This window comes from Streptomyces sp. NPDC048142 (assembly GCF_043202835.1).
Taxonomy (GTDB): Bacteria; Actinomycetota; Actinomycetes; order Streptomycetales; family Streptomycetaceae; genus Streptomyces.
Genome location: NZ_JBIDBC010000002.1, coordinates 263,982 through 290,055, shown reverse-complemented (window position 1 = coordinate 290,055; position 26,074 = coordinate 263,982). Strand labels below are relative to the sequence as shown.

Below are 26,074 nucleotides of genomic sequence, written 5' to 3'. Positions count from 1 at the left end.
ATGAGCAAGACCGAGAAGCAGGCCCCGGACGGGACCGCCACGACCGACTCCCCGGGCAGCGGCGCCCCCGGCTCCCCGGGCTCCCCGGGCTCCCCGGGCGGCGACAGCACCGGCGGTACCGGCGTATCGCGGCGGCGGCTGTTGGGCACCGCGGGCGCGGCGGGCGCCACGGGGCTCGTGCTGGGGGCCGGGGGCGGGGCCGCCGGGTACGCCGCCACCCGTCCCGAGGAGGCGGCCGCGCTGAGCACCGTCGGGGTGACCGAGGCGATGTTTCACGGGAAACATCAAGCGGGGATCACCACTCCGCTTCAGGCCCGGGGCCATCTCGTCGCCTTCGACCTGGCGGCGGGCGCGGGGCGCAAGGAGGCGGCGGCGCTGCTGCGGCGCTGGTCCGCGGTGGCGAAGGAGCTGATGGCGGGCCGCCCTGCGGCGGGCGGGCCGGACGGCCCCGGGCACGACACCGGGATCGCCCTGGACGCGGGGCCGTCGTCCCTGACCGTCACCTTCGGCTTCGGCCGTACGTTCTTCGCGCGCACGGGTCTGACCGCCCGCCTGCCCGCCGCGCTCGACCCGCTGCCCGCGTTCTCCGCCGACGAACTCGACGCCAAGCGCTCCAACGGCGATCTGTGGGTGCAGATCGGCGCGGACGACGCGCTGGTCGCCTTCCATGCGCTGCGGGCCCTCCAGAAGGAGGCCGCAGGCACGGCACGGGTGCGGTGGCAGATGAACGGTTTCAACCGCACCCCCGGCGCCACCGCCCGGCCGATGACCGCCCGCAACCTGATGGGCCAGATCGACGGGACCGGCAACCCGAAGCCGGCCGAGGAGGACTTCGACCGGCGCGTCTTCGTCCCCGCCTCCCCCGGGAAGCCGCAGGAGTGGATGGAGGGCGGTTCGTACGCCGTCGTCCGCCGTATCAGGATGCTCCTGGACGACTGGGAGAAGCTTCCGGTGGAGCGCCAGGAGCGGGTCATCGGGCGGCGCAAGTCGGACGGGGCGCCCCTGAGCGGGGGAACCGAGACCACGGAGATGGACCTCGACAAGGCGGGCCCGGACGGCAGGCTCGTGATCCCCGACAACGCCCACGCCCGGATCTCCTCGCCGGAGAAGAACGGCGGGGCCGCCATGCTGCGCCGCCCGTTCTCGTACCACGACGGCATCGCGGAGGACGGTGCTCCGGACGCCGGTCTCCTCTTCGTCTGCTGGCAGGCGGACCCGTTCCGGGGCTTCGTTCCGGTGCAGCGCAAGCTCGACCGGGGCGACGCGCTGTCGCCGTTCCTCCGGCACGAGGCGAGCGGCGTGTTCGCGGCCCCGGGCGGGGCGGCGGAGGGCGAGTACGTGGGACAGCGGCTTCTGGAGTCGTAGGGGGAGCCGAGGGTTCTCCCGGATGCGGTCGGGGACGGCTCGGGCCGCGGCCTGTCCGTACGCTCCCGACCGCATTCTGAGACAGCGCGATGGGCCTCGCGGGGCGCATTAGGGTGACCGTATGTCAGCCACGCGCTACGCCTATCTCGGCCCCGAAGGCACCTTCACCGAGGTCGCCCTCCGCACTCTCCCGGAAGCCGCCACCCGGGAACTCGTCCCGATGGTGTCCGTTCCGGCCGCCCTGGACGCCGTACGCAGCGGCGAGGCGGCGGCGGCGCTCGTACCGATCGAGAACTCCGTCGAGGGCGGCATCACCGCGACGCTGGACGAGCTGGCCGGCGGGGAACCGCTGATGATCTACCGCGAGGTGCTGCTCTCCATCACCTTCGCGCTGCTGGTACGGCCCGGGACCAAGCTGTCGGACATCAAGACGGTCACCGCTCATCCGGCCGCCCAGCCGCAGGTGCGCAACTGGATGGCGGCCCATCTCCCGGGGGCCCTGTGGGAGTCGGCGGCGTCCAACGCGGACGGGGCCCGGCTGGTCCAGGAGGGGCGGTACGACGCCGCGTTCGCCGGGGAGTTCGCCGCCGCCACCTACGGCCTGGAGCCACTGGTGACGGAGATCCACGACGCGGAGAACGCCCAGACCCGCTTCGTCCTGGTGGGCCGTCCCGCCCGGCCCTCGGCACCGACCGGCGCGGACAAGACCTCCGTGGTGATCCGGCTCGGCGACGACCATCCCGGCGCCCTGCTGGAGCTGCTCCAGGAGTTCGCGGTGCGCGGCGTCAACCTGATGCTGATCCAGTCCCGCCCGACCGGCGAGGGCATCGGCAACTACTGCTTCGCCGTGGACGCGGAGGGGCACATCGCGGACCGGCGGGTCGGGGAGGCCCTGATGGGGCTGAAGCGGATCAGTCCGAACGTGCGGTTCCTCGGCTCGTACCCGCGGGCGGGTGTCTCGCCGGACGAGGTGCGGCCGCTCCGGGCGGGCACGTCGGACGCGGCGTTCACGGAAGCCTCCGACTGGCTGGCTCGCAGCCAGGACGGCCGGATCTGACGGAAGGGCGCGCGAGGACCGCGGGCGAAGGCCCCCGAGGCCGTCTTCTTGCGTGCTCCGCAGCAGTGCGATCTACCGATAGTCACGCACTCCGGAGAGTTATCCACAGGCGGGGCTCTCGACCTGGGGACAAGTCGACACCTCAATGCGACATCGTCGACAAATCAACCCAGCCGCCTCGGAGCCGTCCACAGAAGCACGAGGCGGAACGAGTCACCGCGCGTCAGCTCAATTCCCTTGATCAACTCTTTGAGGTGGTGAATTCCCACCCGAATGAGCGCACGGAACGGGTTTGAACGGAGATTCCATGGGCCTTCGTCCGGCTTTCGGAACAATGCCCTCCGGTATCCACAGAACTTCCACACAGCCTGTGGATAACTATTCCGACACCGAACCCCCTGTGGACAACAGCGACTGACGCGCCCCCAACTCCCGCCCCACCCAAGGCCGGTACGTCAAGACGGACCGCACCTTCTGCCCTGTTCAGGGGAGTTAGCCACCATTATTGACACCCTCCCCCCTCCGGCACCGGCGCCGATACCGAGATCGGCACCGCAGCCATCCGCGATTCCCCCTCAGGAATATCAATCCCGGCAATTCGGTCATAGTGACACGCTCGGCAATATCGGTTCGAGTGCGAGAACCGCGCACCGGTAGCCTGGAGGGGTGATTGACCTTCGCCTGCTCCGTGAGGACCCCGACCGTGTTCGCGCCTCCCAGCGCGCCCGTGGAGAGGACGTCGACCTCGTCGACGCCCTGCTCTCCGCCGACGAGCTGCGCAGGTCGTCCGGCGTCCGCTTCGACGAACTCCGCGCCGAGCAGAAGTCGCTCGGCAAGCTGATTCCCCGGGCCACCCCCGAGGAACGCACCGAGCTCCTCAAGAAGGCCGAACAGCTCAAGGCCGACGTCAAGGCGGCCGACGCCGCCCAGGACGAGGCCGACGCGGACGCCAAGCGGCTGCTGCTCCAGCTCGGCAACATCGTCCACGAGGACGTGCCGGTCGGCGGCGAGGAGGACTTCGTCGTCCTGGAGACGCACGGCACCATCCGCGACTTCGGCGCCGAGGGCTTCGAGCCCAAGGACCACCTGGAACTCGGCGAGGCGCTCGGCGCCATCGACATGGAGCGCGGGGCCAAGGTCTCCGGCTCGCGGTTCTACTACCTCACGGGCGTCGGCGCACTCCTGGAACTCGCCCTCGTCAACGCGGCGATCGCGCAGGCCACCGAGGCCGGCTTCGTCCCGATGCTGACCCCCGCGCTGGTCCGCCCGCGCGCCATGGAGGGCACCGGCTTCCTCGGCCAGGCCTCGGAGAACGTCTACCACCTGGAGAAGGACGACTACTACCTGGTCGGCACCTCCGAGGTCCCCCTCGCCGCGTACCACATGGACGAGATCATCGACGCCGACAAGCTGCCCCTGCGGTACGCCGGGTTCTCCCCGTGCTTCCGCCGCGAGGCCGGCACGTACGGCAAGGACACCCGCGGCATCTTCCGCGTCCACCAGTTCGACAAGGTCGAGATGTTCTCGTACGTCGACCCGGCGGACGCCGAGGCCGAGCACCGCAGGCTCCTGGACTGGGAGAAGCAGTGGCTCACCGCCCTCGAACTGCCCTTCCAGGTGATCGACGTCGCCACCGGTGACCTCGGCTCCTCCGCCTCGCGGAAGTTCGACTGCGAGGCGTGGATCCCGACCCAGGGCAAGTACCGCGAGCTGACCTCCGCGTCGAACTGCAACGGCTTCCAGGCCCGCCGCCTGTCCGTCCGGATGCGCGAGGGCAAGAAGGTCCAGCCGCTGGCCACGCTGAACGGCACGCTCTGCGCCGTACCGCGCACGATCGTGGCGATCCTGGAGAACCACCAGCTCCCCGACGGTTCGGTCCGGGTGCCCGAGGTGCTCCGTCCGTACCTGGGCGGGCGCGAGGTCCTGGAGCCGGTCGCCAAGTGACCTTCCCCTACAAGCTCGTCGCGACCGACCTCGACGGCACGTTGCTGCGCGGCGACGACACGGTCTCCGAGCGCACCCGCGCGGCACTGGCCGCCGCCACGGCGGCCGGCGCCGCGCACATCATCGTCACCGGACGCGCGGTCCCCTGGACCCGGTACATCCTGGACGACCTCGGTTACGAGGGGCTCGCGGTCTGCGGTCAGGGCGCGCAGGTCTATCACGCGGGCGAGCACAAGCTGCTGACCTCGCTGACCCTGGACCGGCAGCTCGCCGGTCTCGCACTGTCCAAGATCGAGGCGGAGGTCGGCCCGCTGCGCCTGGCGGCCGGCCGCGACGGACTGGACGGCGAGGTGCTGGTGGGGCCCGGGTACCAGGTGCAGGAGGGGCCGCTGCCGTACCTCTTCGTGGACGACGCCGCCGAGATGTGGACCGCCCCGCTCAACAAGGTCTACATACAGCATCCGGAGCTGGACGACGACGCACTGGCCCTCGCCGCGCGGGCCGCCGTCGGCAGCCTGGTCGACGTGGTCATGGCCGGGGCCGGCGTGGTCGAGATCCTGCCGCTCGGTCTGAGCAAGGCCACCGGCCTTTCGCTGGCCGCCCGCCGGCTCGGCGTGAAGGCGGCCGACACCATCGCCTTCGGCGACATGCCGAACGACATCCCGATGTTCGGCTGGGCCCACCACGGCGTCGCGATGGCCAACGCCCACGACGACCTCAAGGCCGTCGCCCACGAGATCACGGCGTCCAACGACGACGACGGCATCGCGGTGGTGCTGGAGGAACTGCTCCGCTCGGCCCCCGTGCAGTAGGGCGCTCCGCATACAGGACGCCATCTGCGAGCCGTCGAGATGTACGAGGCATCGAGCCGACAGCGGCCCGGCACCGTTTCCCACGGTGCCGGGCCGCCGCCACTCAGCGCTGCCCGCTGCGGCGGCGCAGATCCTTCAGCTGCCGGGCGAAGGAGTCCAGCCGCCCGTCCAGCCGCCCGACGTCCTGCTGCACGTCCGTCAGCCGCAGACTCATCGCCCCGATCACCTGGTGTGTCACCTCCACCTTCCGGTCCAAGCTGTCGAGTCGCTCCGACATCCGCACCAGCACCGGCCCGAGCTCCTGGAGCGCGCTGCCTACGCCGGTGAGGCAGCTCTCGATCCGCGTGACGCGCTGATCGAGGGAGGCGTACCGGGTGCGCAGCGACTCCTCGGCGTCGAGGAGGTAGGTACGCACGCATCGGGCGATGTCGCTGTCGCGAAGAAGCAAGGCGATGTTGAGGACGGTTCGGCGGGTGTAGAGGGTCAGCTGCGTGGCCGCCTGTGGATAACTTTCCCGCCCCTCCTTCTCCCACAGGGACAACATGTCCCTGTGGAAGGTGCGCAGCTCAGAGCCGCGCAAAAGGATAAGGCCGTTCTCCTCGACCTCCGCCCGGTGCCGCTGCGTCACCTTCTTCACGGTCTCTGTGGATACTTCGAAGTAACGAGCCACATCCTCTGTGCGAACGTGAATTCCGTCTGGGAGCATGACAAGGCTCTTCACCTTGTCGAGGACATCGACGCGCCCCATCTGCTCCACGCGCAGCGCGCGCGATTCGAGCAGGGCGACTTCCGTGGGCATGGGCATGCCTTTCGTGCGAGGGAATGACGAGGACGGCCCACACCCCGGGCTTCAGGGGTGGAGGACGCTCACGGTTGCCACTCACTCGATGACCGGTCCGGTGGGCTGAGCCTCACCCGGTGCCGGCATTCCCCTATTTCACGATCGCTACGACGCCACGGATTCCAGTTGCCTCCACGCGTCCTGCCCAACGACCCGATAAACGTACGGTTACGCCCACGTCTGTCCGTCCGTCCGTCCGCCTGTCCGCCTGTCCGCCTGTCCGCCTGTCCGGTCATACGACGACCCCCACCCTCTCCGGGGCGGGGGTCGTCACAGGCATACGCAACGGCGCGGACTCAGCCGGCGGTCCTCACTCCTCGCCCGCCAGCTTCAGCGCCCGCAGCTTCTGGCCCGCGTACCAGGTGGCGGCGACCGTGACCGCGACCAGCAGGACCGTGGCGAGCGGCAGGCCGACCTCCGAGGTCACCGCGCCGTCGCCCGCGACCTTCTGGGCGACCGCGAGGGACCACTGCTGGACACTGAGCGTCCGCGCACCGGCCACCAGGCTGCCGAAGAGGGCCTCCCAGACCAGGGCGTAGACCAGACCGAGGACGACCGCGTGCCGGCTGACCGTGCCGAGCAGCAGGAACAGGGCGCTGTACGCGATCGAGGCGACCAGCGCCGCGATCGTGTAGGCGATGGCGATCTGCTGGCCGTTGCCGTTGAGGATCAGGCCCGCGAGGAACGTCGGCAGGGCGGAGAACACCATGGTCACCGCGATGGCCACGATCAGCTTGGTGAAGATGATCGTGGGCCGCTTCACCGGCTTGGCGAGCAGGTAGACGATCGAGCCGTCGTCGATCTCGGGGCCGATCGCCCCGGTGCCCGCGATCACGCCGATCAGCGGCACCATCGTGGCGATGGCGAAGCCGCCGAGGACGTTCGCGGCGACCTGGTCATCAGCTCCGGCGAACATGCGCACCGCGGCGGCGATCATCAGCAGCAGTGCGGGCAGGACGAACAGGATGGCGGCCCGGCGCCGGCCGAGCAGGGCCCGGTAGGTGAGCCGGGCGACTGTGGGGTCGTACATGACGGTGCACAGCTCCTTTCAGGCCACTACTCAGGCCGCTACGAGATAGGAAAAGACCGATTCGAGGGACTCGTCGGACGGTGAGACGGTGAGCAGCCGGATGCCCTGCTCGCGGGCCACCCTCGGCAGCAGTTCGGTGAACCGCCCGAAGTCGACGGCCTGGATGCGCAGCGCCTTCTCGGTCAGATCGACCTCGATGCCCGCCGTGGACGGGTCGGCGATGAGCGCGGCAGCGAGGGCCCGGTCGTCGCTGGAGCGCACCAGATAGCGGTGCGGCCGGTCCGTCATCAGCCGGCGGATCTTCCGGAAGTCGCCGGACGCGGCGTGCCGTCCCGCCACGATCACCTCGATGTGCGAGGCCAACTGCTCGACCTCTTCGAGGATGTGGGAGGAGAACAGGACCGTACGTCCCTCGTCCCCCATCCGCCGCAGCAGCTCCATCAGCTGCATCCGCTGGCGCGGGTCCATCCCGTTGAACGGTTCGTCCAGGAGCAGCACCGAGGGCTCGTGGACCAGTGCGGACGCCATCTTCACGCGCTGGCGCATGCCCTTGCTGTACGTGGAGATCTTGCGGTCCTGCGCGTACTCCATCTGGACCGTGGCGAGCGCCTTCTGTGCCTCGGCCCCGCCCAAACCCTGGAGTTCGGCGTTGGCGACGACGAATTCCTTGCCGGTGAGGAAGTCGTACATCCCCTCCCGCTCCGGGACGATGCCGATGTCCTTGTAGACGGCCTCGTTGCGCCAGATCGGCCGGCCGTCGAGCGTGACCTTCCCCGTCGAGGGGGCGAGGAATCCGCCCATCATGTTGATGAGGGTGGACTTTCCGGCGCCGTTCGGGCCGAGGAGTCCGGTGACGCCGGGCTCCACCGTCATGGAGACGTCGTTGACGGCGACCACGTTGCCGAACCAGCGCGAAGTGTGGTCGATCTCGATGGTGGTCACAGCCCGGCCCTCCGGTAGCGGCGCATCAGGACGGCGTACGAGCCGGCGACGAGCGCGAGAACAACGATCAGGTAGACCACGCCGACTCCGGCCCCCGGGCCTTCCCCGGAGGGGAAGGCGGAGGTCGCGCCGAGGAACGCGGTCTGGACGCCGTCGATCAGCGTGACCGGCGAGAACAGGCCGAGCCACTGCACGGCCCCTTCCGACCCGGTCTCCCAGGCGATGGCCTGGACCGTGGAGACGGCGCCGTAGGTGATGGTCAGGAGGGCGATCACCGCGGCGACGCCGAAGCCGCGCCGCGGGGTCAGGGCGGCCATCACGAGGCCGAGCCCGGCGAACAGCACGGACAGCAGCGCCACCGACACCAGTCCCTGGCCGAACCACTTGGTCTGATCGGCAAAGTCGAACTTCGCGAGCAGAGAGCCCACATAGAGGATGAGCAGCGGTGCACCGGTGAGGATGAAGAGCGCGGTGGCGGTGGCGGCGAACTTCGCCATCACGTAGTCGGCGCGCTCGATCGGCCGCGAGAAGTACAGCGGGACGCTCTTGAAACGGAGGTCCCTGGACACCGCCTGCGGTGCCTGGGCCGCGATGAAGAGGCCGATGACGGCCTGGAGGTAGATCGCGTACGAGGTGTACTCGACCACCAGCTTGCTGGCGTCCGGCACGGCCATGGAGACCGCCACCAGGATCGCCGCGACCAGCGCCATCACGCCGAACAGCAGCATGGGCAGCACCTTGGACTTGGCGGAACGGCCCAGTCCGAAGGATCCCCGCAGGGTCTGCGAGAACAGGGAGCGGCGGGCGTAGGCCCGGCCGAGCCGCGGTCCGTCGTAGGAGCGGTAGCCGATGTTGTGGATCCGGGAGGCTTCGCGCCCGGCCGCGGTCCCGGTCTCAGTGCTCATCGCGACCGCTTCCCTTCTGCTGGACGGCCTGCTGTGCGGCTTGCTGCGCGGCCTGTGTGGCCTGTTGTGCGGCACCGGCGGCGGCCGGGACGGTGGCGGGCGCCCCGCCCTGTTCGGTACGGAAGACCTCGGCGATGTGGTGGCGGCGCTGTTCCATGCGGACCAGGCCGAGCCCGAGCCCGGCGACGCTGTCGCGGACCAGGTCGTACGTCTCCTCGCCCGCCGCCTCGATCAGCAGGATGTGGCCCGCGCCCGGCAGCCCCTGCGTGTCGATCCCGTCGTGGCCGATGAGGGTGACGCCGGCGCCGGTGAGGACCTTGCGCAGCGCGCCGGTGCCGTCGGGATGGGTGTCGCTGTCGGTCACCTCGACCGCGAGAGTCGCGGTGGTCTGGGTGAAGTCGCTGGTGGAGCTGGAGCGCAGGAGGGTTCCGCCGTCGATGACGACGACGTGGTCGCAGGTGCGTTCCAGCTCTCCCAGGAGGTGCGAGGTGACCAGTACGGAGATGCCGAAGTCGGTGTGGATCCGGCGGATCAGGCCGAGCATCTCGTCGCGGCCGACCGGGTCCAGGCCGTTGGTCGGCTCGTCGAGCAGGACCAGCCGGGGGTCGTGGACGAGGGCCTGGGCCAGCTTCACGCGCTGCTTCATGCCGGTCGAGTAGCCGCCGATCGGGCGGTAGCGCTCCTCGTAGAGACCGACGTGGCGCAGGGTGTCGGCCGTGCGCTCGCGGGCCGCCGCGGGCGGCAGCCCCGACATGCGGGCCATGTGCACGACGAACTCGGTCGCCGAGACGTCGGGCGGCAGGCAGTCGTGCTCGGGCATGTATCCCACCCGTTCCCGGATGGCGGCGCCGCTGGTCGCGACGTCGAGCCCGAGCACTGCGGCCCGGCCTTCGGTGGCGGGGGAAAGACCCAGCAGGATCTTGATCAGTGTGGACTTGCCGGCTCCGTTGGAACCCACCAGACCGGTCACACCCGGTCCGATGTCCAACGTGAGCCGGTCAAGCGCGGTCACCCGGGGGAACCGCATGCTCAGGGCTTCGGTAGCGATTACGGCTGTCACGGAAATGACGTTAGTGGCGCGGAACACAGGGGTCGTCAGCCCTGACGGCTGGATCCGCGTAAGACTCCAGGTGTACGCGCCCGTAGGGGACCCCGCGAAGAAGGAGGCCGGGCCTCCGGGTCCGGCCGCGTGGCCGGGGTTCATCGGGGGCAGGAGGACCGGGTTGCCCACCGACGGGTCCCGGGTTGTCCACAGACGCGGACCAGGGGTTGTCCACAGGCCGTGCAGACCTCTTGACGTAGCCGCCGGACATTGTCACATTCATCAGTGTCACGTTACGGGCACGTACCGCACACGGCAGGGAACGGACGGTGGCATGACCGGCATGACCTCGGCAGTGCAGCACGAGATCGCCCCGGAGCTGCGCGGGTTCAGAGAAGTCCAGCGCCTGGCCTATGCCTGCGCGGAGGCGGTCGCCGGTCAGCTGCGCTCGGGGGTGACCGAGCGCGAGGCGGCCCGGATGCAGCGCGTGTGGCTGCGCGAGCGCGGTGTGCGCGACTGGTTCCACCTCCCGTTCGCCTGGTTCGGGGACCGCACGGCGTTCGCCGGTTTCAAGGTGCCGCTGCAGTTCTTCCCGACCGACCGGAAGCTGGAGCCGGGCATGCCGTTCATCCTCGACATGGCCCCGGTGTACAAGGGGTTCACCGCCGATGTCGGGTATTCGGGGTGCCTCGGCCTCAATCCGCTGCACGACAAGCTGCTGACCGACCTGGAGGCCCACCGCGGGCTGATCCTGCGGGAGGTGCGCGAGCGCCGATCGCTGCGCGAGATCTACGAGGACGTCGAACGCCTCATGACCGCCCAGGGATACGCGAACAGACACCGGACCTATCCCTTCGGCGTGATCGCCCACAAGGTCGGCCGTGTCGCCGAACGCCGTTGGTCGCCGCAGGTGTTCGGATTCGGCACCCAGGCCATCAAAGGGCTGCTGAGTGACGCCCTGCACGGTCACCGGGACGGCTGGTCGCCGCTGTGGAGCCCCTACCGCTTCTCCGACCACCCGCCGCAGCCGGGCCTGTGGGCGGTCGAACCCCACCTCGGATTCCGGGGCACGGGCGCGAAGTTCGAGGAGATCCTGGTCGTCACCGACTCCAAGGACCCCGAGCAGAGCGCCTTCTGGCTGGACGACGACCTGCCGCATGTGCGGCGCTGGGCCGAGGAGAAGGTGGCGGCGTGAATCTGTCTCAAGCGCGTGAGCGACGCGTGGTCACGGGCGATGTCGAGCTGTGCGTCGCCGAGCTGGGCGACGCGGGCCGGCCGACCGTGGTGCTGGTCCACGGCTACCCGGACAGCAAGGAGGTCTGGTCGGAGGTCGCCGCCCGGCTGGCCGAGCAGTGGCACGTGGTGCTGTACGACGTGCGGGGCCACGGCAGGTCCACCGCCCCGAAACCCCTGCGCGGCGGCTTCACCCTGGAGAAGCTGACCGACGACTTCCTGGCCGTGATCGACACGGTCAGCCCGGACCGGCCGGTGCACGTGGTCGGTCACGACTGGGGATCCGTCCAGGCCTGGGAGTTCGTCACGGTCGGCCGGACCGAGGGCAGGATCGCCTCCTTCACCTCGATGTCCGGTCCGTCCCTGGACCACTTCGGGCACTGGATCAAACGCCGGATGAACCGCCCCACCCCGCGCAAGGTCGGCCAGTTGCTCGGCCAGGGCGCCAAATCCTGGTATGTGTACATGCTCCATACGCCGGTCCTGCCGGAGCTCGCCTGGCGCGGGCCGCTCGGCAAGCGGTGGCCCCGGATCCTGGAGCGGCTGGAGAAGGTGCCCGCGGGCGACTACCCCACCGCCTCCCTGCCCGACGACGCGGCGCACGGGGCCTGGCTCTACCGCGACAACGTCCGCGCCCGGCTGAGCAGGCCCCGCGCGGACGCCTACGCCCACGCACCGGTCCAGCTGATCACGCCGACCGGGGACTCCTTCCTCTCGGAGCGGCTCTACGACGGGCTGGAGGACTGGGTCCCCACGCTGGTACGCCGCGCGATCCCGGCCAAGCACTGGGTGCCCCGTACCCGGCCGGACCAGCTTGCCTCCTGGATCGACACGTTCGTCACCGCGAACGAGTCCGCCGGGCGGGACGGCGCGCCCGTGCAGCAGCCGGTGGCGAAGAGCCCCCATGCGCAGCGGTTCGGCGGTCAGCTGGTCCTGGTGACGGGCGCGGCCTCCGGGATCGGGCGGGCCACGGCGTTCGCGTTCGCCGAGGCGGGCGCCCGGGTCGTGGCCGTGGACCGCGACGCGGAGGGGGCCGCCCGCACCGCGGAGATGGCGCGGCTGATCGGGGCTCCGGCGGCCTGGGGCGAGACGGTCGACGTCAGCGACGAGGCCGCGATGGAGAAGCTCGCCGCCCGGGTCGCCGCCGATTACGGCATCGTCGACGTCCTGGTCAACAACGCCGGGATCGGGCTCTCCGGCTCCTTCCTGGAGACCACCGGCGAGGAGTGGAAGAGGGTCCTCGACGTCAATCTGTGGGGAGTCATCCACGGCTGCCGGATCTTCGGCAAGCAGATGGCGGACCGCGGCCAGGGCGGCCACATCGTCAACACGGCGTCGGCCGCCGCCTTCCAGCCTTCCCGGGCGCTGCCCGCGTACAGCACGTCGAAGGCGGCCGTGCTGATGCTCAGCGAGTGTCTGCGGGCCGAGCTGGCGGAGAAGTCGATCGGGGTGAGCGCGATATGCCCCGGCATCGTCAACACCAACATCACCGCCACCGCGCGCTTCGCGGGGACCGACGCGGCGGAGGAGGAGCGGCTGCGGAAGCGGACGAGCCGGCTCTACGGGCGGCGCAACTACCCGCCGGAGAAGGTCGCCGACGCGATCCTGCGTGCGGTCGTGCGCAACCAGGCGGTGGTGCCGGTGACCCCGGAGGCGCGCGGCGCCCGGCTGCTGTCCCGGCTGAGCCCCGGGGCCCTGCGCTCCGTCGCCCGGCTGAAGCCTCCGCTGTGACCGGGGCGGGGGCGGAGGCCGCCGAGTACCGGATCGAGGACCTGGCCCACGCCAGCGGGGCCACGGTGCGTACGATCCGCGCCTATCAGGACCGGGGGCTGCTCCCGACGCCCGAGCGGCGCGGACGGGCCAATGTGTACCGGGAGACCCATCTGGCCCGGCTGCGGCAGATCGCGGATCTGCTCGACCGGGGCTACACCCTGGCCAGCATCAAGGAGTTGCTGGCGGCATGGGACGCGGGGCGGGGGCTCGGCGGGGTGCTCGGGCTCGTCGCGGAGGTGCACGGCCCGTGGACGGACGAGGAGGCCGACCGGATCAGCCGACGGGAGCTGGACGCCAGGTTCGGCGGCCGGCAGGACGACGAGGCCATCGCCGAGGCGGTGGAGCTCGGCGTACTGGAGCGTGTCCCCGGACGGGACGACGAGTTCCTCGTCCCCAGTCCGCAGGAGCTCGCGGTGGCCGTCGAGTTGTACGCGGCCGGGGTCCCGCTGCCCGCGATCTCGGGCCATCTGCGGGAGCTTCGCGGCCAGGTGGAGCACATAGCGTCCCGTTTCCTGGAGTTCACCACCGAGCACGTCTTCGCCCGCTATCTCGGCCACCGGCCGCCCACCGACTCCGACGCGGCCGAGGCGGCCTCCCTGGTACGTCGCCTGCGGCCCCTCGCCCAGCAGACGGTGGACGCCGAACTGGCGCGCGCCATGCGGACGTTCGCCACCCGCCATCTGCATCACCACCTCGGCGCGGAGGAGAGCGCGATCACCGAGGACTCGACCCGCCCCGTGCTGCTCCCGGCTCGGACAACACAGGCCGTGGAGGAGCTTGTTGGCGCGGAGCAGCTGGCCGCCTTCGTCGCGGCGGCCACCGAACGGGAAGTGCAGGCCCGCACGTTGGATCACCTCACGGCAACTCACGCCAAAGAGGGCAAAATTGACGAAAGCCCCTAAACCTCAAGTGAGTTGTCCACAGAATCGCCAAATAGCCTGTGGATAACCCAAGTTGGCTGTGGATCAAACCTGGGGAAGAGGAAGAACCGAAGAATCGCAGAAGAACGATGAGCCGGTGATCCGACAAGCCGGAGAATCGCAGGAGCACAGGAGCACAGGAGCACAGGAGCACAGGAGCGCAGAGCCGATGAGCCGATGAGTCGAAATGCGGATGCACCGACAAGCTCGCCACGGGCACTCTGACGCCATGGACGAACGTCGCACCGTCAAGGTGTCCAAGTACCTCTCGAAGCATCTGCGGCACCAGCCGGAACGCATCGGCCTCACCCTCGACGAGAACGGCTGGGTGGCGGTCGAGGAGCTGCTGCGCGCCGCGGCCCGGCACGGTTTCGTCGTCTCCCGCGCCGATCTCGACCACGTCGTCGCCGCCAACGACAAGCGCCGCTTCACCGTCGAGGGCGACCGCATCCGCGCCAACCAGGGCCACACCGTCGCCGTCGACCTGGACCTGCCACCGGCCGAACCGCCCGCGTACCTCTACCACGGCACGGTCGCCCGAGCGATGGACGCGATCCGGGCCGAGGGCCTGCGCCCCATGGCCCGCCACCACGTCCATCTGTCGCCCGACCGGGAGACGGCCACCCGGGTCGGCGCCCGCCGCGGCCGCCCCCTCGTCCTCACCGTGGACACGGCCGCGATGCACCGCGCCGGCCATGTCTTCCGGGTCAGCGCCAACGGGGTCTGGCTCGCCGACGCCGTACCCCCGCGGTTCCTGCTCCTGCGGGGGTGATGAGGGGCTCCCCCGCTTCTCGACCCCCGCCACCACGCCGGCTGCGCGGCTGCGCCACTGCGCCACCTACGCCAGTTGTGCGGGCGCCTCGGTCGCGATGCGCTCGAAGACCTTCGGGTCGGTCGCGAAGTCCGAGTCCGGGATCGGGGCGTGGATGACGATCTCGGTGAAGCCCAGCTCCGCGTGGCGCCCCGCGAAGTCGACGAAGGCGTCCACGGACTCCAGCGGTGCGTTGCGGTCCGGTGTGAAACCGGTCAGCAGGATCCGTTCCGGCTCGGAGGCGTCCCGGCCGATCTCCGCACAGGCCGCCGTGAGCTTCTCGTTCTGCGCCCGCAGCACGGCCCGTGACTCCTCCGGGGTGCCGTTCTCGTACAGCTTGGGGTCGCCGGTCGTCACCCATGCCTGTCCGTGGCGGGCGGCGAGCTTCAGGCCGCGCGGTCCGGTCGCGGCGACCGCGAAGGGGAGCCGGGGACGCTGGACGCAGCCGGGGATGTTGCGGGCCTCCTCCGCGGCGTAGTGCGTCCCGCGCTCGGTCACCGAGTCCTCGGTGAGCAGGCGGTCCAGGAGCGGCACGAACTCCGCGAAGCGGTCGGCGCGTTCGCGCGGGGTCCCGGCCGGCTGACCCAGCGCGGTGGCGTCGAAGCCGTTGCCCCCGGCGCCGATGCCGAGGGTGACCCGGCCGTCGGAGATGTCGTCCAGGGAGATCAGCTCCTTGGCGAGCGTCACCGGGTGGCGGAAGTTCGGCGAGGTCACGAGGGTGCCCAATCGCATACTCTGCGTTACCGTCGCTGCCGCCGTCAGCGTGGGGACCGCCCCGAACCACGGCCCATCCCGGAACGACCTCCACGACAGGTGGTCGTACGTGTACGCGGCATGGAATCCGAGGTCTTCGGCCCGCTGCCAGATCTTCTGCCCTTCGGCCCATCGGTGGATGGGGAGGATCACCGTGCTCAGACGCATGACCCCGACGATACGCGGGCCTCTCGCTGCCACGGGTATGCCGACGGAGCAGATTCGGGAAGCCGCTTCGACGTCGCGATGCGGGCCGCTACCGTGGCGTCATGGGCACGCTGGACAGGGCCGAGCTTGAGGCCATGATCGACGAGGCGACGGTGGACGCCTACGGCGAGGACGAGCAGCGGACCGGTCTGTTCACCATGCTTGAGGAGTACCTCGCTCTGCCCTTCACCACCACGGTTCTCGGCATCGAGGTGACGGTGCGCGGTGTCGACCTCACGCCCGACGGCAGGATCGTCGCCCTGTGCTCGCGTGGCCGTGTGCGGCAGTCGATCGGAATCCTGGATCTGCCGCTGTCGAACCCGGCGCCCGAAGGGGCGGAGTGGATTGAGGCGTACCGTCATTGGGCCGGTTGAGGCCGGACACCTCTCACTTCACGCGGAACTGGCTCGTACGAAAGGGCTGAACGTGGCTGAGGCCGTACAAGGCGCACGTCAGGGTGCCCATGACCCGTCATTGGCTGATCTCATCGAGCGCAGCGCCGAATTGAAGGGGCGGCTGGTCACCTTCGCGCAGAGCGCCCGCTTCGACCGGTGGTTGACACCCCTCCTACTGGAGGCCGCTGGGCCTGAACGGCAGTTGGACGAGGGTGAGGCGATCCGGATCACCGACCGCTTCATCCTGCGGTACCGGTTGCCGGACGGTTCGACCGTGGTGGACCGGTTCGTCGCCGGCCGGAAGGACTTGACCGCGGCCGACCGGAAGATGCTGCTCGGCTGGCGTGACCCGGTCGAGGGCGTCTTCGAGATCCGGCGCAAGGACGGCGATGCCGTCATCCTGCTGAACCTTGTCGACGACCTGGAGTACCGCACGTACTCGAACGTCGGGCGGGCGGCGTTCCGCGGCGTGTCCAAGGGTGGATTCCTCCATACCTGCCTGGTGCCCGTCCACTCGGCCGGCGGGGCGTGGTTGGTGTCCGGGGCGATGACGAGCTACCCCAGGTCCAGCGCCGCCGAGATCGCCCAGGCAGCTCTGCAACTGGCTACGCACCACCCTGAACTGGTTTTCCGCAACCCGGAGAAGATCGAGCAGGGGTGGAAGCAGATGCGGGAGGACCGGGCCGCGTTCGTCGAGTTCTGCGGCTGCGACGAACTGGTTCTTCCTCCTTCCGAGGCCGAGGACCTCCTCAACGCCTACTACCGCCACCGCCAGGAGGCAGCCGTGGCCGCGCAGCCCAGCCGTGCCCCGCGCAGGCGGCTCCCCGGCCTGGACCTGCCCTTCTTCGAGCTGCCGTCAGAACTGGCGGATTCGGACACCGTGGGCGTCCTCTACGACCAGGTCGACGGGCTCAACTTCTACGCCGACTACGGGATGCTGCGGGACCTCTTCGCGGACCCCGCCCTCACAGGGCGCAGTCGGCACCAGGGCCTGCTGCGCACGTACCTGCGCGAGGAGTCGATCACGCCACTGCCGATCCGCCGGCTGGCCACCGCTCACCCGGAGACAGCGGACGCCGTGTTCCGGAAGCTGCTGAGGAAGCCCGGATTCGTCTGGAGCGAACACGGCGACGCGCTGCTGCGCCGACGCAAGCCCTGGTACTACGAGAGCGACCCGCGCCCTGGAGTGTCCGTGATCGGCGACCGTCTGAGTGAGCTGCTCGGTGCGGGCCAGCGCTGAGCTCGTAGGTGGAGAAGCCTGACAGATAGCGCGCATACCGCAGTATGCTGACTCCATGGCTGACACGACCCGCATCACGGTCACTCTGCCCACCGAGCAGGTGGCGGAGCTGAAGAGGCTCACGGACAACGTCTCCGGCTATGTCGCGGAGGCGGTCGCCCGCCAGATCAGGCACCAGTTGCTCGGCGAGGAGCTGCGCCGCTACGAGGAGGAGCACGGCGCGTTCACCGACGAGGAACTGGCCGCGGCCCAGGCCAGGATCTTCGGCGCGGGCGGGCACGAGGAGTCGGCGAGCGCCGCGTGAACCCTCAGCGCATCGAGTCCGTCGTACTGGACTCCCAAGGGCTGTCCGCCTGGATCTCGCAGGACCGGGGTGTGCTCGCGATGATCCGGTCCTTCCATTCGATGGCTGCCGATCTGGTGGTCTGTTCCAACACCATCGTGGAAGTCATGCACGCCCGGGTGAACACCGCCCGGCTGAACTGGGTGCTCTCCCAGGTCAAGGTGGAAGCGGTGACCGAGCAGGCGGCCAGAGCCGCCGCCGGGCTGCTGAAAGAGGCCGGACTGCACGGCCACAAGTACGCGATCGATGCCACCGTCGCCGAGCTGGCGCTCCGCCGGCCGGGCCCGGTGGCCGTGCTCACGCCGGACGCCGACGACATGGCCAAGCTGTGCGGTAACCGCGTACGACTCATCGCGATCTGATCTGTTTCGGGCGGGACCAAGGCACCCCTATCCCCTATGTTTCCCCAGGTCAGGCCGCGAAGGGTGAACAAGGCTTGACTGAGGTCACGAGGGTGCCCAGCCGCAGGCGTTCGGTGGCCGTCGCCGCGGCGGTGAGCGTGGGCAGGGCCCCGAACCACGGGCCGTCCCGGAAGGTCCGCCAGGACAGGTGGTCGTAGATGTAGGCGGTGTGGAAGCCGAGCTCCTCCGCGCGCCGCCAGCGGTCACGACCGCCCTCGTGCCAGCGGTGGACGGGCAGGATCACGGTGCTCAGGCGCAGGCTCATGCCCACGAGCCTACGACCGCGCGCGCACCCATCCGCCGCCCGATGACCTCTGACATATTCCGGAGGTATTTTCTGCAGATCAGGAGCGTACGCACTCAGATGTGCGCCCCTCCGCACGCCCGTGCACCTTCGTGGGCGAGAATGGCCCGGTGACCTCAGTGACCGATACGCCTCTCCCCGCCGTGACCCGGCTGATCGCCACCGACCTCGACGGCACCCTGCTGCGCGACGACAAGACGCTGTCCGCGCGCACGGTCGCGGCCCTCGCGGCAGCCGAGGAGGCCGGGATCGAGGTCTTCTTCGTCACCGGCAGGCCGGCCCGCTGGATGGACGTCGTCCGGGACCACGTCCAGAGCCACGGAACGGCGATCTGCGCCAACGGCGCCATGGTCACCGATCTGCGGACGGACGGCGCGCCGCTCTCCGTACGGCCGCTGGAGCGCGACGCCGCCCTGCACGTCGTGCGCGCCCTGCGCGAGGCGGTCCCCGGCACCTCCTTCGCCGTCGAGATGACCACCGGCATCAACTACGAGCCGGCCTACCCGCCCTTCCACCTGGACCCGGGCGCCACGGTGGCCGCCGCCGAGAAGCTGCTGCACGAGGACGCCCCGGGCGTCGGCGCGCCGGTGCTCAAGCTGCTGGCCCACCACACCGAACTGGCGCCCGACGCCTTCCTCGCCCTGGCCCGTACGGCGGCCGGTGACCGGGCCGCCTTCACCCGCTCCAGCCCTTCCGCGCTCCTGGAGGTCAGCGGGCTCGGCGTCTCCAAGGCCACCACGCTCGCCGCCTGTTGTGCCGAGCGGGGCATCTCGCCCACCGAGGTGGTCGCCTTCGGCGATATGCCCAACGACATCGAGATGCTCAGCTGGGCCGGTGCCTCCTTCGCGATGGGCAACGCCCACCCGGACGCGCTGGCCGCCGCCTCGGGGCGGACCGCCACCAACGAGGAGGACGGGGTGGCGGTCGTCATCGAGCGGATCCTCGCCGCCCGCGCAAAAGCCTGCTGAAACCTTTCGGCGCACGAGCCCACAAGCGTCCGCCCGGCAGGCTTCGCCACGGGCCCACAACGGCCCGCCCGGCGGTTTCGCCACTGGCCCACGAGAGCCCGCCCGGCCCGTCCTCACCGTCGGGCGGGCGGCGGCCCTCACAACGGCGCCTCCCACACCACCGTCGTACCGCCGCCCTCCTCCCCGATCCCCGGGTCGATCCGGCTCGACCCGCCCAGGGACTCGGCGCGGCGGGCCAGGTTGCGCAGTCCGCTGCGGCGGCCGCCCTCCGGGATGCCCACCCCGTCGTCGGCGACCGAGAGACGCACCGCCCCCCGCCCGTCCGGCAGGGCCACCGTCGCGTCGACGACCACATCGATCAGCGACGCCCCCGCATGCCGGAACGCGTTGGAGAGGGCCTCGCGCAGCGCGGCGACCAGGTTCTTGCCCGTCAGCTCGCCGACGAGCGAGTCCACCGGACCCACAAAGCGGTGCGAGGGCTTGAAGCCGAGCGGGACGGCCGCCATGTTGATCTCCCGCAGTACGCGGGTGCGCAGCCCCGAAGGTGCTTCGGCCGGTTCCTGCTGGAGCGCGAAGATGGCCGTACGGATCTCCTGGATCGTCACGTCCAGCTCGTCGACCGCCCGGCCGACACCGGTCCGCACCTCGGGCACCACCGACCGGCGCTGGGCGCTCTCCAGCATCATCCCGGTGGCGAACAGCCGCTGGATGACGAGGTCGTGGAGGTCGCGGGCGATCCGGTCACGGTCCTCGTACACCGCGAGACGCTCCCGGTCCCGCTGCGCCTCGGCCATCATCAGCGCGAGCGCCGCCTGGGAGGCGAACTGGGTGGCGAGCGTCCGCTCGCTCTCCGTGAACGGGCGCGCGCCCCGGGACCGGGGGGTGGCCAGCGCGCCGAGCACCCGGCCGCCGCTGTGGAGCGGCAGCATCATGCTGGGGCCGAACCGGCCGGCCAGTCTGGTGATCATCCGGCTGTCGGTGGCCGAGTCGTCGATGAACACCGCCTCACCCGCGAGCAGTTTCGTCACCACCGTGCTCCGGGGCGGGATGATCACACCGAGCGAGGACAAGGGGTCGTCGGACGATACGGCGACGATCTCCAGACCGCCCTCCCCGGCGGGCAGCAGCACGATGCCGGCGGCGGAGTCGGCGAGCCGGCGGGCCTGTTCGGCGACCACGGACAGCGCCTCGTCGGCATCCCCGCCCGACAGGAGCGCCGTGGTGACCGCGACCGAGCCGTCGATCCAGTGCTCCCGCTGCCGCGCCGCCTCGTACAGCCGGGCGTTGCCGATGGCGATCCCGGCCTCCGTCGCGAGCACCCGGACCATGTGGAGGTCGTAGTCGCTGAACTCCGCGCCGTTGTGCTTCTCGGTCAGGTAGAGGTTGCCGAAGATCTCCCCCTGGACCCGGATGGGCACCCCCAGGAAGGTCCGCATCCGGGGGTGCCCCGCCGGGAATCCCGCAGAACGGGGATCGGTGGACAGGTCGGCCAGGCGGACCGGGGCGGGGTCGTGGATCAGCGCGCCGAGAAGGCCCCGGTGGCCGTCGGGCCGCCGCCCGATCGCCTCGGCCACCTCCTGCGGAACGCCGTACGTGACGAAGTCCGAGAGGCCCTCGCCCTGCTCGTCGACGACGCCGATGGCGGCGTACCGGGCGTGGGCGAGTTCGGCGGCCGTCTCGCAGATCCGGTCCAGGGTGGAGTGCAGCTCCAGCCCCGCGCCTACGGACCGCATCGCCTCCAGGAGCTGCGGCACCCGCGCGGTCAGCTCGGTGGACAGGCCCTGGAGGCTGCGGGTGGCCCGGGTGGCGGCGTCGAGGGAGTCCTTCGGATCGGGCTCTGCCATGGACCGACCCTAAGGGCTGTCCCGTCATCCCTGGTGGATCAGCGCGCGGCGTCGGATGCGGTGCATCGCAAGGCGGAGGGACGTCCGCATACTGGATGTATTCGGGCGTTCCGACAACGCGGCGAGGCGCCGTAGCTGTCGTCGTGCGCCCACCAGGGATGACGGGACAGCCCTTAGTCAGTGGCGACAAAGGGCGAAAGTCGAGAATGCGCTCGATGGGCGAAAGGCCACCGGTCGTCCGCCGACGGACGAAGGGCGCCGGGCGCGCGGGGCCCGGTCCGCGTCCCGCGCGGCCTTACGCCCCCGCCCCCACCGACTCCCGTTCCCGCTCCAGCATGCGGCGCAGCGGCCCGTCCTCGGCGGCGAGTTCGGCGTACGGTCCGCGCTGCACGACCCGGCCCGCGTCCAGCACCAGCACCTCGTCGACCGTGTCGAGGCCGGTCAGCCGGTGGGTGATCAGGACCGTCGCGCGGCCCCGGGTCGCGTCCAGCAGATCGGCGGTGAGGGCGTCGGCGGTCGGCAGGTCGAGGTGCTCGGCCGGCTCGTCCAGGACGAGTACGGGGAAGCCCGCGAGCAGGGCGCGGGCCAGGGCGAGGCGCTGGCGCTGGCCGCCGGAGAGCCGCGCGCCGTGCTCGCCCACCGGGGTGTCGAGCTCCTGCGGCAGGGACAGCGCCCAGTCCAGGAGCCGGGCCCGGGAGAGCGCGTCGCGCAGTTCGGCGTCGGTCGCCCCGGGACGGGCCAGGCGCAGGTTCTCGCGGATCGTGCTGTCGAAGACGTGCGCGTCCTGGGCGCACAGCCCCACCGAGCGCCGGACCGTGTCCGACTCCAGCGCGGTCGCGTCGACGCCGCCGAGCCGGTACGTCCCCGACGAGGCGTCCAGGAAGCGCAGGAGGACCTGGGCGAGCGTCGTCTTTCCCGAGCCGGAGGGGCCCACGACCGCGATGCGCCGTCCGGGCGTCAGCGTCAGGTCCAGCGAGGCCAGCGCGTCGTGCCGGGCCCCCGGGTAGCGGGCGCTCAGCCCCCGCACCTCCAGCGGGAAGGGAGAGGCGGGCGCCTCGGCGGGGGCCAGGGGCTCCTGTACGGGCACAGGGGCGTCCAGGACCTCGAACACCCGCTCCGCGCTCCGGGCGACGCGCTGCCGGTACTGCACGGCGAGCGGCAGCCCGGTGACGGCCTCGAAGGCGGCGAGCGGGGTCAGCACCACCACGGCGAGCGCGACGCCGGACAGCCTGCCGTCGTGCACGGCGGGGACGGCGACGATCGCGGCGGCCACCACGGTGAGCCCGCAGACCAGGGCGGACAGGCCACCGCCCAGTGCCGTCGCGGCGGCCGCGCGGGAGGCGATCCGGGTCAGCAGCGTGTCGGCCGCACGCAGTTGCGCCTGCCGGGCGGGCAGCGCTCCCGTGACGGTCAGCTCGGCGGTACCGCCGAGGAGGTCGGCGACCCGGGTGGCCAGTGCGGCGCGGGCGGGGGCGAGCTGACGCTCCGTACGGCGGGCACAGGCGCCGCTGACGAGCGGGACGCCGACGCCGGCGACCAGCAGCCCGACCGCGAGGATCACGCCCGCCTCCGGGAGCAGCCAGCCGGTGAACCCGGCGGCCGCCGTCCCCACGACGACGGCGGTCCCGGCGGGCAGGAGCCAGCGCAGCCAGTAGTCCTGGAGCGCGTCCACGTCGGCGACGAGCCGGGACAGCAGGTCTCCGCGCCGCGTGGTGCGCAGGCCTGCGGGGGCGATGCGTTCGAGACCCCGGTAGACGGCGACGCGCAGTTCGGCGAGGAGCTTCAGGACGGCGTCGTGGGAGACGAGCCGCTCGGCGTAGCGGAAGACCGCCCGGCCGATGCCGAAGGCACGGGTCGCGGTGACCGCCATCATCAAGTACATGACCGGCGGCTCCTCGGAGGCGCGGGAGATCAGCCAGCCGGAGACCGCCATGAGCCCCACGGCCGACCCGACCGCCAGACTGCCCAGCAGCAGGGCCAGAGTCAGCCGGCCGCGCTGCGCCCCGGCGAACTCGCGGACCCGGGCGAGCACCCGTCCGGACCGGGCCCCGGCCTGCCCCGGCCCGCCGTCCGCCGCGCGCAGTTCCTCCGCCCGGCGGGCGTCCAGGAGTTCACCCCCGGCGAGCGGCTGAGGGACGGCCGGCCCGGCGGCACCAGCACCACGGCTCGCTTCCTCGGTCCCCGTACGACCATCGGCAGGAGCGTCGGTACGCGGCTCCAGCGTCACCACGCGGTCGGCGACCGCCAGCAGGGCCGGGCGGTGGACGACCAGCAGCACGGTCCGCCCGGCGGCCAGCCTCCGTACGGCGTCGACGATGCCCGCCTCGCTCTCGCCGTCCAGGCTCGCGGTCGGCTCGTCCAGCAGCAGGAGCGGTCGGTCGGCGAGGAACGCGCGGGCGAGGGCGAGGCGCTGGCGCTGGCCCGCGGAGAGTCCGGCGCCGTCCTCACCGAGCGCCGTCCGCATCCCGTCGGGCAGCGCCGCGACGAAGTCGTACGCGCCCGCGTCCCGCAGCGCCGCGAGGACCGTCTCGTCGTCGGCGTCGGGCCGGGCGAGGCGGACGTTCTCGGCGATCGTGCCCGCGAAGAGGTGGGGGCGCTGGGGGACCCAGGCGATCCTGCTCCGCCAGCGTTCGAGGTCCAGGCCGGCGAGGTCCCGGCCACCGACCCGGACGTGGCCCGCGTCGGGTACGGCGAACCCGAGGAGCACGTTGAGCAGGGTGGACTTGCCGACCCCGCTCGGGCCGACCAGGGCGACGGTCTCCCCCGGCTCCACGGTGAGCGACGCGGCGTCCAGCGACGGTTCGGCGCGGCCCTCGTGGCGTACGGTCACCTCCGCCAGCTCCAGGCGCAGCGTGTCCGGGACGTCCCCGGTACCCGGGGCCCGGGGTTCGGTCTCCAGGACCGTGAAGATCTCCTCGGCGGCCGAGAGTCCCTCGGCCGCCGCGTGGTACTGCGCCCCGACCTGGCGGATCGGCAGATATGCCTCCGGGGCCAGGATCAGCACCACCAGACCGGTGTAGAGGTCGAGTTCGCCGTGCACGAGCCGCATGCCGATGGTGACGGCGACGAGGGCCACCGACAGGGTCGCCAGCAGCTCCAGGGCGAACGAGGACAGGAAGGCGATCCGCAGGGTGCGCAGGGTGGCCCGGCGGTAGTCGGAGGTGATCGTGCGGATCGATGCGGCCTGGGCCTTGGCCCGCCCGAAGACCTTCAGGGTGGGCAGCCCGGCGACAACGTCGAGGAAGTGCCCGGAGAGCCGGGACAGCAGCTGCCACTGACGGTCCATCCGGGACTGGGTGGCCCAGCCGATCAGGATCATGAAGAGCGGGATGAGCGGCAGCGTGACGACGATGATCGCCGCCGACACCCAGTCCTCGGTCACGATCCGGGCGAGGACCGCCACCGGCACGACGACCGCGAGGCCGAGCTGCGGGAGATAGCGCGCGAAGTAGTCGTCGAGCGCGTCGATCCCCCGGGTCGCCAGAGCGACGAGTGAACCGGTTCGCTGCCCGGTCAGCCAGTCGGGGCCCAGCTGCGCGGCCCGCTCCAGGAGTCGGCCGCGCAGCTCGGACTTGACGGCCGCGCCGGCGCGATGGGCCGCCAGCTCGGTGAACCAGGCGACCAGGGCCCGCCCGACGGCGACGGCGGCAAGCAGCAGAAAAGGGGTACGCAGCGCGGTGACGGTGAGCCCGCCCTCAAAACCGCCCACCACGATCTCGGCGATGAGCATCGCCTGGGCGATCACCAGCAGGGCGCCGACCAGGCCGAGAGCCACCACCGCCGCCAGGAAGAGGCGGGTGGCCCGAGCGTGGTGGAGCAGACGCGGATCGATCGGTTTCACGTGAAACATCCCCCCCGGCGGGGTCGGTGAGCTCTGCGGGATCGGCGGCCGCTCCGGCCCTGCGGGAGACGCGGGGCCGGAGCGTTCCACCGGGCTCAGTGCGCGTCGGCGATGTGCTGGGTGCCGATGCGCTTGCGGAAGACCCAGTAGGTCCAGCTCTGGTAGAGCAGCACGACGGGCGTGGCGATGCCCGCGCACCAGGTCATGATCTTGAGCGTGTACGGGCTGGACGAGGCGTTGGTGACCGTGAGGTTCCAGGCGTCGTCCAGCGAAGACGGCATGACGTTCGGGAAGAGCGACAGGAAGAGCATCGCGACCGCCGCCGCGATCGTCACGCCCGAGAACGCGAACGACCAGCCCTCGCGGCCCTTGGCGATGGCCCCGATCGCGGCCAGGAGCGCCACCACCGCCACGATCATGGCGCCCAGGCTCCAGCCGTCCCCGTTGTCGGCCTGGGTCCAGAGCAGGAAGCCCAGTGCGAGCACCGCGGTGACGGGCCCCAGCTTCAGCGCCAGCGCGCGGGCCCGGACCCGGATGTCGCCCGCCGTCTTGAGGCCGGCGAACACCGCCCCGTGGAAGGTGAAGAGCGTGAGCGTGACGAGGCCGCCGAGGATCGCGTACGGGTTGAGGAGGTCGAGGAAGCTGCCGACGTACTCCATGTCGGCGTCGATCTTCACGCCCCGCACGATGTTCCCGAACGCCACGCCCCACAGCACCGCGGGGATCAGGGAGGTCCAGAAGATCGCGGTCTCCCAGTTCGTCTGCCACCGCTCCTCGGGCCGCTTCGCGCGGTACTCGAAGGCGACGCCGCGCACGATCAGGCAGAACAGGATGATCAGCAGCGGCAGGTAGAAGCCGGAGAAGAGGGTGGCGTACCACTCGGGGAAGGCGGCGAAGGTCGCGCCGCCCGCGCTGAGCAGCCAGACCTCGTTGCCGTCCCAGACGGGCCCGATCGTGTTGATCAGGACCCGGCGCTCCTTGCGGTCGCGGGCCAGCAGCTTGGTGAGGACCCCGATGCCGAAGTCGAATCCCTCCAGGAAGAAGTAGCCGGTCCAGAGGACGGCGATGAGCACGAACCAGACGTCGTGGAGTTCCATCTCTCA

At 71.0% G+C, this 26,074-nt stretch carries 23 protein-coding genes; 13 read left to right on the top strand and 10 right to left on the bottom strand.

What is annotated here, in order from left to right; genetic code table 11:
• The 4 genes from efeB (at position 1) to ACGF2Y_RS03880 (ending at position 5,178) form a co-directional block, all read left to right on the top strand.
• The gene (gene efeB, locus ACGF2Y_RS03895) at positions 1-1,365 is read left to right on the top strand and encodes an iron uptake transporter deferrochelatase/peroxidase subunit (RefSeq protein ID WP_392943020.1); all 1,365 of its coding nucleotides are present in this window, start codon (positions 1-3) and stop codon (positions 1,363-1,365) included.
• A 121-nt stretch (positions 1,366-1,486) separates the two neighbouring features.
• Positions 1,487-2,422, top strand: coding sequence for a prephenate dehydratase (gene pheA, locus ACGF2Y_RS03890; protein WP_392943019.1), 936 nt, complete (start codon positions 1,487-1,489; stop codon positions 2,420-2,422).
• Between the two features lie 666 nt (positions 2,423-3,088).
• A complete protein-coding gene (gene serS / locus ACGF2Y_RS03885; RefSeq protein WP_392943017.1) occupies positions 3,089-4,366 on the top strand; it encodes a serine--tRNA ligase in 1,278 nt (425 codons plus the stop codon).
• A complete protein-coding gene (locus ACGF2Y_RS03880) occupies positions 4,363-5,178 on the top strand; it encodes an HAD family hydrolase (protein ID WP_392943016.1) in 816 nt (271 codons plus the stop codon). Before serS ends, ACGF2Y_RS03880 begins: the two co-directional genes overlap by 4 nt.
• A 103-nt stretch (positions 5,179-5,281) precedes the next feature.
• On the opposite strand, the gene ACGF2Y_RS03875 is transcribed toward ACGF2Y_RS03880, so the two are convergent.
• From ACGF2Y_RS03875 to ACGF2Y_RS03855, 5 genes are all read right to left on the bottom strand, one after another.
• Positions 5,282-5,977 carry a hypothetical protein gene (locus ACGF2Y_RS03875; protein WP_392943014.1) on the bottom strand — a complete coding sequence of 232 codons (696 nt, stop codon included), beginning with the start codon at positions 5,975-5,977 and terminating at the stop codon, positions 5,282-5,284.
• A gap of 352 nt (positions 5,978-6,329) precedes the next feature.
• The gene (locus ACGF2Y_RS03870; RefSeq protein ID WP_392943013.1) at positions 6,330-7,049 is read right to left on the bottom strand and encodes an ABC transporter permease; all 720 of its coding nucleotides are present in this window, start codon (positions 7,047-7,049) and stop codon (positions 6,330-6,332) included.
• A 30-nt stretch (positions 7,050-7,079) separates the two neighbouring features.
• Positions 7,080-7,991, bottom strand: coding sequence for an ABC transporter ATP-binding protein (locus ACGF2Y_RS03865; RefSeq protein ID WP_392943012.1), 912 nt, complete (start codon positions 7,989-7,991; stop codon positions 7,080-7,082).
• A complete protein-coding gene (locus tag ACGF2Y_RS03860) occupies positions 7,988-8,896 on the bottom strand; it encodes an ABC transporter permease (RefSeq protein ID WP_392943010.1) in 909 nt (302 codons plus the stop codon). The genes ACGF2Y_RS03865 and ACGF2Y_RS03860 overlap by 4 nt, the downstream gene beginning before the upstream one ends.
• Positions 8,886-9,923 carry an ABC transporter ATP-binding protein gene (locus tag ACGF2Y_RS03855; protein WP_392943295.1) on the bottom strand — a complete coding sequence of 346 codons (1,038 nt, stop codon included), beginning with the start codon at positions 9,921-9,923 and terminating at the stop codon, positions 8,886-8,888. Before ACGF2Y_RS03855 ends, ACGF2Y_RS03860 begins: the two co-directional genes overlap by 11 nt.
• 349 nt (positions 9,924-10,272) lie before the next feature.
• Here ACGF2Y_RS03855 and ACGF2Y_RS03850 point away from each other — a divergent pair, with 349 nt between their 5' ends.
• The 4 genes from ACGF2Y_RS03850 to ACGF2Y_RS03835 all read left to right on the top strand — a co-directional run bounded on the left by ACGF2Y_RS03850 (position 10,273) and on the right by ACGF2Y_RS03835 (position 14,636).
• Positions 10,273-11,133, top strand: a complete 861-nt coding sequence (locus tag ACGF2Y_RS03850) for a M24 family metallopeptidase (protein ID WP_392943008.1) — start codon at positions 10,273-10,275, stop codon at positions 11,131-11,133.
• Positions 11,130-12,902 carry an SDR family oxidoreductase gene (locus ACGF2Y_RS03845; RefSeq protein ID WP_392943007.1) on the top strand — a complete coding sequence of 591 codons (1,773 nt, stop codon included), beginning with the start codon at positions 11,130-11,132 and terminating at the stop codon, positions 12,900-12,902. The genes ACGF2Y_RS03850 and ACGF2Y_RS03845 overlap by 4 nt, the downstream gene beginning before the upstream one ends.
• On the top strand, positions 12,899-13,846 hold the full coding sequence (locus ACGF2Y_RS03840) for a MerR family transcriptional regulator (protein ID WP_392943005.1): 948 nt from the start codon (positions 12,899-12,901) through the stop codon (positions 13,844-13,846). The genes ACGF2Y_RS03845 and ACGF2Y_RS03840 overlap by 4 nt, the downstream gene beginning before the upstream one ends.
• Positions 13,847-14,093: 247 nt before the next feature.
• Positions 14,094-14,636: an RNA 2'-phosphotransferase gene (locus ACGF2Y_RS03835; protein ID WP_392943004.1), complete on the top strand. Its 543-nt coding sequence runs from the start codon at positions 14,094-14,096 to the stop codon at positions 14,634-14,636.
• Between the two features lie 66 nt (positions 14,637-14,702).
• On the opposite strand, the gene ACGF2Y_RS03830 is transcribed toward ACGF2Y_RS03835, so the two are convergent.
• Positions 14,703-15,596: an LLM class flavin-dependent oxidoreductase gene (locus ACGF2Y_RS03830; RefSeq protein WP_392943002.1), complete on the bottom strand. Its 894-nt coding sequence runs from the start codon at positions 15,594-15,596 to the stop codon at positions 14,703-14,705.
• Positions 15,597-15,697: 101 nt separating this feature from the next.
• On the opposite strand from ACGF2Y_RS03830, the gene ACGF2Y_RS03825 reads away from it, so the two are divergent.
• The 4 genes from ACGF2Y_RS03825 (at position 15,698) to ACGF2Y_RS03810 (ending at position 17,975) form a co-directional block, all read left to right on the top strand.
• The gene (locus tag ACGF2Y_RS03825) at positions 15,698-16,009 is read left to right on the top strand and encodes a hypothetical protein (protein ID WP_392943001.1); all 312 of its coding nucleotides are present in this window, start codon (positions 15,698-15,700) and stop codon (positions 16,007-16,009) included.
• Between the two features lie 100 nt (positions 16,010-16,109).
• Positions 16,110-17,270, top strand: coding sequence for a hypothetical protein (locus tag ACGF2Y_RS03820; protein ID WP_392943000.1), 1,161 nt, complete (start codon positions 16,110-16,112; stop codon positions 17,268-17,270).
• Positions 17,271-17,325: 55 nt separating this feature from the next.
• Complete coding sequence (locus ACGF2Y_RS03815) at positions 17,326-17,574, top strand: hypothetical protein (RefSeq protein ID WP_145488736.1); 249 nt, start codon at positions 17,326-17,328, stop codon at positions 17,572-17,574.
• Positions 17,571-17,975 carry a DNA-binding protein gene (locus tag ACGF2Y_RS03810; RefSeq protein WP_392942998.1) on the top strand — a complete coding sequence of 135 codons (405 nt, stop codon included), beginning with the start codon at positions 17,571-17,573 and terminating at the stop codon, positions 17,973-17,975. Before ACGF2Y_RS03815 ends, ACGF2Y_RS03810 begins: the two co-directional genes overlap by 4 nt.
• Before the next feature lie 49 nt (positions 17,976-18,024).
• Here the strand turns inward: ACGF2Y_RS03810 and ACGF2Y_RS03805 are convergent, their stop codons facing one another.
• Positions 18,025-18,348: an LLM class flavin-dependent oxidoreductase gene (locus tag ACGF2Y_RS03805; protein WP_392943294.1), complete on the bottom strand. Its 324-nt coding sequence runs from the start codon at positions 18,346-18,348 to the stop codon at positions 18,025-18,027.
• Between the two features lie 80 nt (positions 18,349-18,428).
• Between ACGF2Y_RS03805 and ACGF2Y_RS03800 the strand changes: the two genes are divergently transcribed.
• Complete coding sequence (locus tag ACGF2Y_RS03800) at positions 18,429-19,286, top strand: Cof-type HAD-IIB family hydrolase (protein ID WP_392942997.1); 858 nt, start codon at positions 18,429-18,431, stop codon at positions 19,284-19,286.
• Positions 19,287-19,423: 137 nt separating this feature from the next.
• On the opposite strand, the gene ACGF2Y_RS03795 is transcribed toward ACGF2Y_RS03800, so the two are convergent.
• From ACGF2Y_RS03795 to cydB, 3 genes are all read right to left on the bottom strand, one after another.
• A complete protein-coding gene (locus ACGF2Y_RS03795) occupies positions 19,424-21,130 on the bottom strand; it encodes a GAF domain-containing protein (RefSeq protein ID WP_392942995.1) in 1,707 nt (568 codons plus the stop codon).
• 295 nt (positions 21,131-21,425) lie between these two features.
• Positions 21,426-24,971, bottom strand: a complete 3,546-nt coding sequence (gene cydD, locus ACGF2Y_RS03790) for a thiol reductant ABC exporter subunit CydD (RefSeq protein ID WP_392942993.1) — start codon at positions 24,969-24,971, stop codon at positions 21,426-21,428.
• 95 nt (positions 24,972-25,066) lie between these two features.
• Positions 25,067-26,068 (bottom strand): cytochrome d ubiquinol oxidase subunit II, encoded by a 1,002-nt coding sequence (gene cydB, locus ACGF2Y_RS03785; RefSeq protein ID WP_392942992.1) that lies wholly within the window; start codon positions 26,066-26,068, stop codon positions 25,067-25,069.
• Positions 26,069-26,074 lie beyond the last annotated feature (6 nt).